The organism is Campylobacter concisus (assembly GCF_003049705.1).
GTDB classification, from domain to species: Bacteria; Campylobacterota; Campylobacteria; order Campylobacterales; family Campylobacteraceae; genus Campylobacter_A; species Campylobacter_A concisus_AR.
In genome coordinates this window covers 89,715-95,714 of the sequence record NZ_PIRF01000008.1, presented here as the reverse complement: position 1 = coordinate 95,714, position 6,000 = coordinate 89,715, and the positions used below count along the sequence as shown (strand labels likewise).

At 39.4% G+C, this 6,000-nt stretch carries 7 protein-coding genes; all 7 read right to left on the bottom strand.

Annotated features, from left to right (window positions below; genetic code table 11):
• Positions 1 to 158: 158 nt before the first annotated feature.
• The 7 genes from CVT05_RS08790 to CVT05_RS08755 all read right to left on the bottom strand — a co-directional run bounded on the left by CVT05_RS08790 (position 159) and on the right by CVT05_RS08755 (position 5,952).
• Positions 159 to 686 carry a threonine/serine exporter family protein gene (locus CVT05_RS08790; protein WP_107698511.1) on the bottom strand — a complete coding sequence of 176 codons (528 nt, stop codon included), beginning with the start codon at positions 684 to 686 and terminating at the stop codon, positions 159 to 161.
• Positions 679 to 1,461, bottom strand: coding sequence for a threonine/serine ThrE exporter family protein (locus CVT05_RS08785; protein WP_107698510.1), 783 nt, complete (start codon positions 1,459 to 1,461; stop codon positions 679 to 681). Before CVT05_RS08785 ends, CVT05_RS08790 begins: the two co-directional genes overlap by 8 nt.
• Positions 1,445 to 1,924 carry a DUF4149 domain-containing protein gene (locus CVT05_RS08780; protein WP_107698509.1) on the bottom strand — a complete coding sequence of 160 codons (480 nt, stop codon included), beginning with the start codon at positions 1,922 to 1,924 and terminating at the stop codon, positions 1,445 to 1,447. Before CVT05_RS08780 ends, CVT05_RS08785 begins: the two co-directional genes overlap by 17 nt.
• Before the next feature lie 10 nt (positions 1,925 to 1,934).
• On the bottom strand, positions 1,935 to 2,747 hold the full coding sequence (locus tag CVT05_RS08775; RefSeq protein ID WP_107698508.1) for a HemK/PrmC family methyltransferase: 813 nt from the start codon (positions 2,745 to 2,747) through the stop codon (positions 1,935 to 1,937).
• Positions 2,737 to 3,939 (bottom strand): M48 family metallopeptidase, encoded by a 1,203-nt coding sequence (locus CVT05_RS08770; protein WP_107698507.1) that lies wholly within the window; start codon positions 3,937 to 3,939, stop codon positions 2,737 to 2,739. Before CVT05_RS08770 ends, CVT05_RS08775 begins: the two co-directional genes overlap by 11 nt.
• A gap of 11 nt (positions 3,940 to 3,950) precedes the next feature.
• Complete coding sequence (locus CVT05_RS08765; protein ID WP_103576681.1) at positions 3,951 to 5,324, bottom strand: sodium-dependent transporter; 1,374 nt, start codon at positions 5,322 to 5,324, stop codon at positions 3,951 to 3,953.
• Between the two features lie 187 nt (positions 5,325 to 5,511).
• Positions 5,512 to 5,952, bottom strand: a complete 441-nt coding sequence (locus tag CVT05_RS08755; protein WP_107698505.1) for a hypothetical protein — start codon at positions 5,950 to 5,952, stop codon at positions 5,512 to 5,514.
• Positions 5,953 to 6,000: the final 48 nt, after the last annotated feature.

The following is a 6,000-nucleotide window of genomic DNA, read 5'->3' as shown; positions in this document are numbered from 1 at the left end:
ATATACAATATAATATTTTTTTGACTCAACGAAACTTAATACCAATATAAGGAGTATTAAATTAAAGAGAACTTTTATTTTTATAATAATTTTTAAAAATACTTCACTATGCTTTTTACTTTAATCATAAATCATAATTGTTTTTAATAATTCTATTTTTAGCTTTTATTGTTATCTTGCATCGCCAGATCGCACTTGGCGCCGCGAGTAATCATCAAGGACTGATCGTAAAATAAAATTAGCACCACCGAAACCCCGACGCCAAGCGCTAACGAGACCGTGGTAGTCGTGATGGCGTTATCGAAAAATATGATTAAGTATTCGTTTTTCTTAGCGATATCAGGCTCGTTTAGAAACGAAAACAGCGCCAAAATGCCCTTGTACGCGTAAACTCCTGGCACCATCGGCAAAAGTGCGGGAAATGCGATGATCTCGGCGGGCACTTTGAGCCGTTTGGCAAAGAGCATACCCAAAATCCCGCTTAAAAATGAGACGATGAGCGTAGCGACGCTGATGTTAAAAAATCCCATCTGCATGATCCAAAAGCGGCTAGCGTGCGCAAATGCCGCAAGTAGCGCGCAAAATGCGAGAGTCCTTTTTGGCGGAGAGCTAGCGTAGGCAAAGCCAAGCCCCGCCACCGCGGCAAAAGCGCCGTCTATAACAGTTGCAGTAAAAAGCTCAAACATGTAAAATCTCCGCGTTGCTAAGCGAGAGCGTGATATAGACGCCCACCGCGATGCAAAGTATCAGGATGCCCGTGCTCACGGCTCTACTGATGCCTACAAGCGTGTTGTCGTTTAGGATGTCAAAGACCGAGTTTATGAGAAAAACGCCTGGCATCAAAAATAGTATCGACGAGCCGATCGCCACGTCGCTAGTATGCGTAAAGCCGTAAAATACGCCAAGATAAGCGATAAAAGAGACGACGAACGAGACTAGGACGTACTGGATTTTTAAATTTACGCCCATTTTAGCAAGCGCAAATCTAAGGCTATAGCCTACGAGCGTCGCAAAAAATACGCAAGCCACCGAGCCTGCATCGCCGCCGAAAAGCTTGCAAAACGCCGCATTTGCAAGGCTTATTAAAATAAGTGAGCTTGCAAATTTATGCGCCCCGATGCGCAGGACGCCTTCAAACTGCTCTTTTGCCTCGTTTAAGCTTAAATTTTCATCCAAAATCCGCCAGCTAAGCGACGAAAGCTCGGAAATGCGGTTAAAGCTTACATGACCAAACGGGATCTTTTTCACGTAGGTTCGGCGCAGGGAGTTGTCGGCCGAGTCCATGACGCTAATAGTAAAATACTTCACGAAAATCGTCACGCTAATGTCGTGGCCGTAGTGTTTAGCTATGCGGTCTACACACTTTTCTACGCGTGCGGTGTAGGTGCCAGCACTCACCATCGCCGCCGTGTATTCAGCTAGAAAATTTGTTAAGACTTGAATATCAGGCTTTGCATTCATTTTGGCTAATCTTAAATTTCACAAAAAATAAAATGATTTGCAAAACAAGCATGATTTTCATCACATATTCACTCGCACTATGCATTTTGGCAAATTCAGCCGTCTGTGTCGCGTCAACACCTAAATTTTGAGCGTAAACTATAAAAGGCGTAAAGAAAAATACAAAGCTCAAAGCTAAAGCCAAATTTAAAAAAGCAAGCATTAACATGCTAAATTTTAGTGAAAAAATAAGCTTTTTTCTAAGATCAAATAGCTCGCCAATCATTATAACTATACTTATAAAAAGCAAAATATAATTAAATTTCAAAAATATCTTTGTCATCATTTGACCGCTCATAAAATGCGTAAGTATGCCATCTCCTATGATGTTTTGCGGGAAAAATATGACTGGTGCCACCAAGATACCAAGCGTTAGCTCAGCTCCTATAAGTACCGCCAAAAGCAAAAAATAAACTCCTCTCAAATTCTCTCCTTTATATTTTTAACTTCGCGCAAAAGCCTCTATCAAAGCCAGCCAAGTCTTTGTAAAAACTATACTCAAAACCATTGACCTCTAAGAATTTTTGCATACTTGCTTTTTGATCGTACCCCATCTCACAAGCAACGTTTTTGATATTGCGATCTTTGGCTATGAGAATAATATCTTTTAAAATTTCATCTCCTACTTCGCCTCCAAAGAGCGCACTTTCTGGCTCATTTAGTACAAATTTACTAAGTTTATAGCTTCTTGCAATATATGGCGGATTTGAAACCAAAATATCAATATCTTCTAAAATTTCATCCACATAAGAGCAGTTTAAAAATTTGATCCTCCCACCTACATCAAATTTATCTGCATTTTTTTTAGCAAGCATCAAAGCTTTTTCATTTATGTCTGTTGCTACGATATTTGCATTTGTTTTTAGAGCTAGCATGATACTAATAATGCCGCTTCCTATGCCTATTTCTGCGATCTTTGGCTCTTTATATTCACTTGAAATTTCTATTACTTTATCCACTAAAATTTCTGTTTCAGGTCTTGGGATAAGTACTCCACTTTCCACGTAAAAATCAAGCCCATAAAAGCTAGCTTTACCAGTTATATATTCAAGAGGCTCGTAGTTCTCATACCTTTTAACTTGAGCGAAATAGCCGCTCTCATCAAATTCATTTTTTTGATTTAAAAATATCCATTCAATGCTTACATCAAGATAGTTCATAAGCAAAATTTTAGCAACTCTGCTTGGATTTTGGCAAAGTGAGCTTAGCCTTAAACTAGCCTCTTTAAGAGCTTCTTCAATTTTCATTTTCCAGCTCGTTTATACGCTCAAAAAGGCTTGGGTGCGAATGATAGACGAACGCATAGAGCGGATGAGCCTTCGGGAAGGCCTTGTTTTCGCTGCCTAGTTTTTTTAGCGCGCTTATCATGTCGGTTTTGTTTGAGACCTCGCCTGCGAATTTATCGGCGCCAAATTCGTTCGCGCGGCTAAAATACGAGCTCACCGGCGAAAATAAAAACCCGAAAATTGGCGAAAAAAGTAGCAAAAACACGATCACTCCGCCGCCGCCGTGATGAAGCCCAAGCGCTTGATACGCCGCGTCAGGGATATTGCCAAATATAAAAAACATCGCAAAAAGCATAACCGCGCTTAGAGCTATCATTTTTAGGATATCTTTGTGCTTAAAGTGCCCGAACTCATGCCCCAAAACGGCGATTATCTCCTCTAAGCTTAGTTTTTTAACGAGCGTGTCGAAAAGCACCACGCGTTTAGTTGCGCCAAGGCCGCCGAAATAGGCGTTTAAGCGGTTATCGCGCTTGCTGGCGTCTATCGTAAAAACGCCGCTACTTTTAAACCCGCACTGCGCTAAAAGCCCTTCTATACGGCTTTTTAGCTCGCCCTCTTCTAGCGGTTGCATTTTGTTAAAGATAGGCGCGATAAGCGTCGGGTAGATAAGATTTATAACAAGCGCGACCGCAAAGCTAAGCAAAAACGCCCAAAACCACCAAAAATCACCCAAAAATCTAATGCAAAGTAGCACCAGCCACACAAACAGCGTGCCAAAAACCAGCGTTAGCGCGAGCGTTTTAAGCAGGTCAAGCGCGAAAATTTTAGGCGTTACGTTTGAAAAGCCGAGCTTTTTATCTTTGACGAAGGTTTCGTAGATATTTAGTGGCAGTTCTAGTAGCGACGAAACGAGCAAAAATACCATAACCATAAAGATGTTGTCGCCTATATCTCCCGTTTTGTAGGCATGCCCCGATATCGCGCCAAGCCCCCAGCACGCCCACATCATAAATATCGCGGCGTGATAAAGTAGGCCTGCTATTTCAAATTTTTGATTAGTTATTGCTACGGCAGCGGCGGTTTCATACTCCCCCTGCTCTAGCACGACGGCTGGCTTTTTGGCCTCTGCGCGTATAAAATTTATCTGCAAAATCGCCAAAATCGCCTTTGCGGCGACGTAAAAAAAGTAAATACCGAGTAAAAAATAAAACATATTTTTACGCCCTATTTTAAAAAATTATCGTAAAACGAGCTAATAAAAAGCACCAAAATGATAAACGGTACGACGAATTTGATATACCAAAACCAGATATTTATTAGTTTTGCATGTTTTTCACTACCTTGCAAAATCTCTTTTTTTGCATCATCTTTTAGCACCCAACCTACGAATATTGCACAACCAAATGATGTAAATACAAAAAATATTGTTGCGCTTATTGCATCATATGCATCAAAAATATTCTTACCAAAAATGCTTACGTGACTTAGTATGTTTGTAGCCATCAGCGAAGGCAAATTTCCTAAAATAAATATACCTCCAAGGACTAAAAATATTGCTTTCTTGCGTTTTATTTTAAATTTTTCTTGAAGTGTTGTGATTATTACTTCATATATTGGTAGCGATGTTGTAAGTGCAGCGATCATTAATAGTGCGAAAAACGCAACCGCGAAAAAACCACCAAATGGCATGTGTGAAAAAACGATCGGCAGGCTCTTAAACACGAGGCTTGGGCCGCTATCTGGCGATACACCGTAGCTAAAAAGAGAAGGAAAAATCATAAATCCTGCAAGCACGGCAATTACCGTATTTAAAATACCTGTAATGATAGAAATTTTAACCAAACCCTCATCCTTTTTCACAAAGCTAGAAAGCGTGATCATCACACCAAATCCAAGCGAAAGAGCAAAAAAGACCTGCCCCAAAACATCAACAAAAAGCTTTAAATTTATCTTTGAGAAATTAGGTGTTAAGTAAAATTTTACGCCCTCTATTGCACCATCAAGTGTGATATTTTTAGCGATCATAATAAGCATTAAAATAAAAAGTAGCGGCATTAAAAATTTCGCTGATCGCTCGATACCACCGACCGCACCTTGTACCAAAATAGCGTAATTAACTAGCACAAAAACAAGAGTCGCAAAGCTGATAGCAAGTGGATTGCTTACGATATTTTGCTCATAAAACGCACTTGTCTCCTCAAAACTAACCACATGTGAGAGATCAAGTAAACCAAATGAAATTTGGGCGATATAGTTTAGCACCCAGCCGCCAATAACCATATAGTAAGCCATGATACCAAAAGCACCAACAAGCCCCATCCAGCCAACGATCTGCCACTTTTTGCTGATCTTTTTGCCATTTATTGATCCACCAAAAGCATCCACAGCGTTGCATTTTAGACGTCTGCCAATCGCATTTTCAACTAAAATCATCGGTATGCCAATCACGATCATCGCGATACAAAACACGAGCACATAGGCACCACCACCATTTTGCCCTACCAAATACGGAAAACGCCACGTCGCACCAAAGCCGACCGTAGCTCCTGCAACAGCTAAAATGTATGTGAGCCTTGAACTCCAAGATTTTCTATCCATCTTTTTGCCTTTATGAAAAATAGGGATTATATAAAAAAATTGATTAAATTTTGCTAGCAACAAGCGGTGTTAGGATGCAAGCCCAGTTTTTTGTTAATTTTAAGAATTTTTACGAATAATTTTTCTTTCACGTTTTGTTTTTATGGACAATTTTAGACGACTACTTAAAATAAATTTAAAAACTCTGTTAGTGCAAGACGCCAAATTCCACATATCCTTCCATCGCAATAAACAATATCCAGCCCTCCTTAGGACAGCAAAAATAGTGATGTTCTGGGATATTTTCAACTACAAATTTTAAAAAATCGTAAAAATACTTAGGCGCAAATTTAACCTCTATATTTGTTAAACTATCGCCGATATAGTTTATATCGCCACTTAAAATTTTACTTTTGATACTTGGATTTGAGCTGAGACATTTTTTAATGTCGGTAAAATTTTTATATTCAGCCGTTTTGTAATCTTCTAAATTTTGCAAAACTGGCTTTGAGCCGATAAATGTAAAATTTTGCTCTATAAATTTCGCCCCATCGTTACTCACGCACCACTTATTGCTAAAATTTGATAAAAAAGCGAGCATCTCATCATCAGCTGAGATAAAATTTGAAACTAAATTTTTCTGGCTCATTTGTCTCCTTTTTTGTAAAATTTAGCAAACTGCCCACAAGCTTTTAAA

Coding starts and splice junctions, on each gene's coding strand:
- CVT05_RS08755 (WP_107698505.1), bottom strand. CDS start 5,952: ATGAGCCAGAAAAATTTAGTTTCAAATTTTATCTCAGCTGATGATGAG.
- CVT05_RS08765 (WP_103576681.1), bottom strand. CDS start 5,324: ATGGATAGAAAATCTTGGAGTTCAAGGCTCACATACATTTTAGCTGTT.
- CVT05_RS08770 (WP_107698507.1), bottom strand. CDS start 3,939: ATGTTTTATTTTTTACTCGGTATTTACTTTTTTTACGTCGCCGCAAAG.
- CVT05_RS08775 (WP_107698508.1), bottom strand. CDS start 2,747: ATGAAAATTGAAGAAGCTCTTAAAGAGGCTAGTTTAAGGCTAAGCTCA.
- CVT05_RS08785 (WP_107698510.1), bottom strand. CDS start 1,461: ATGAATGCAAAGCCTGATATTCAAGTCTTAACAAATTTTCTAGCTGAA.
- CVT05_RS08790 (WP_107698511.1), bottom strand. CDS start 686: ATGTTTGAGCTTTTTACTGCAACTGTTATAGACGGCGCTTTTGCCGCG.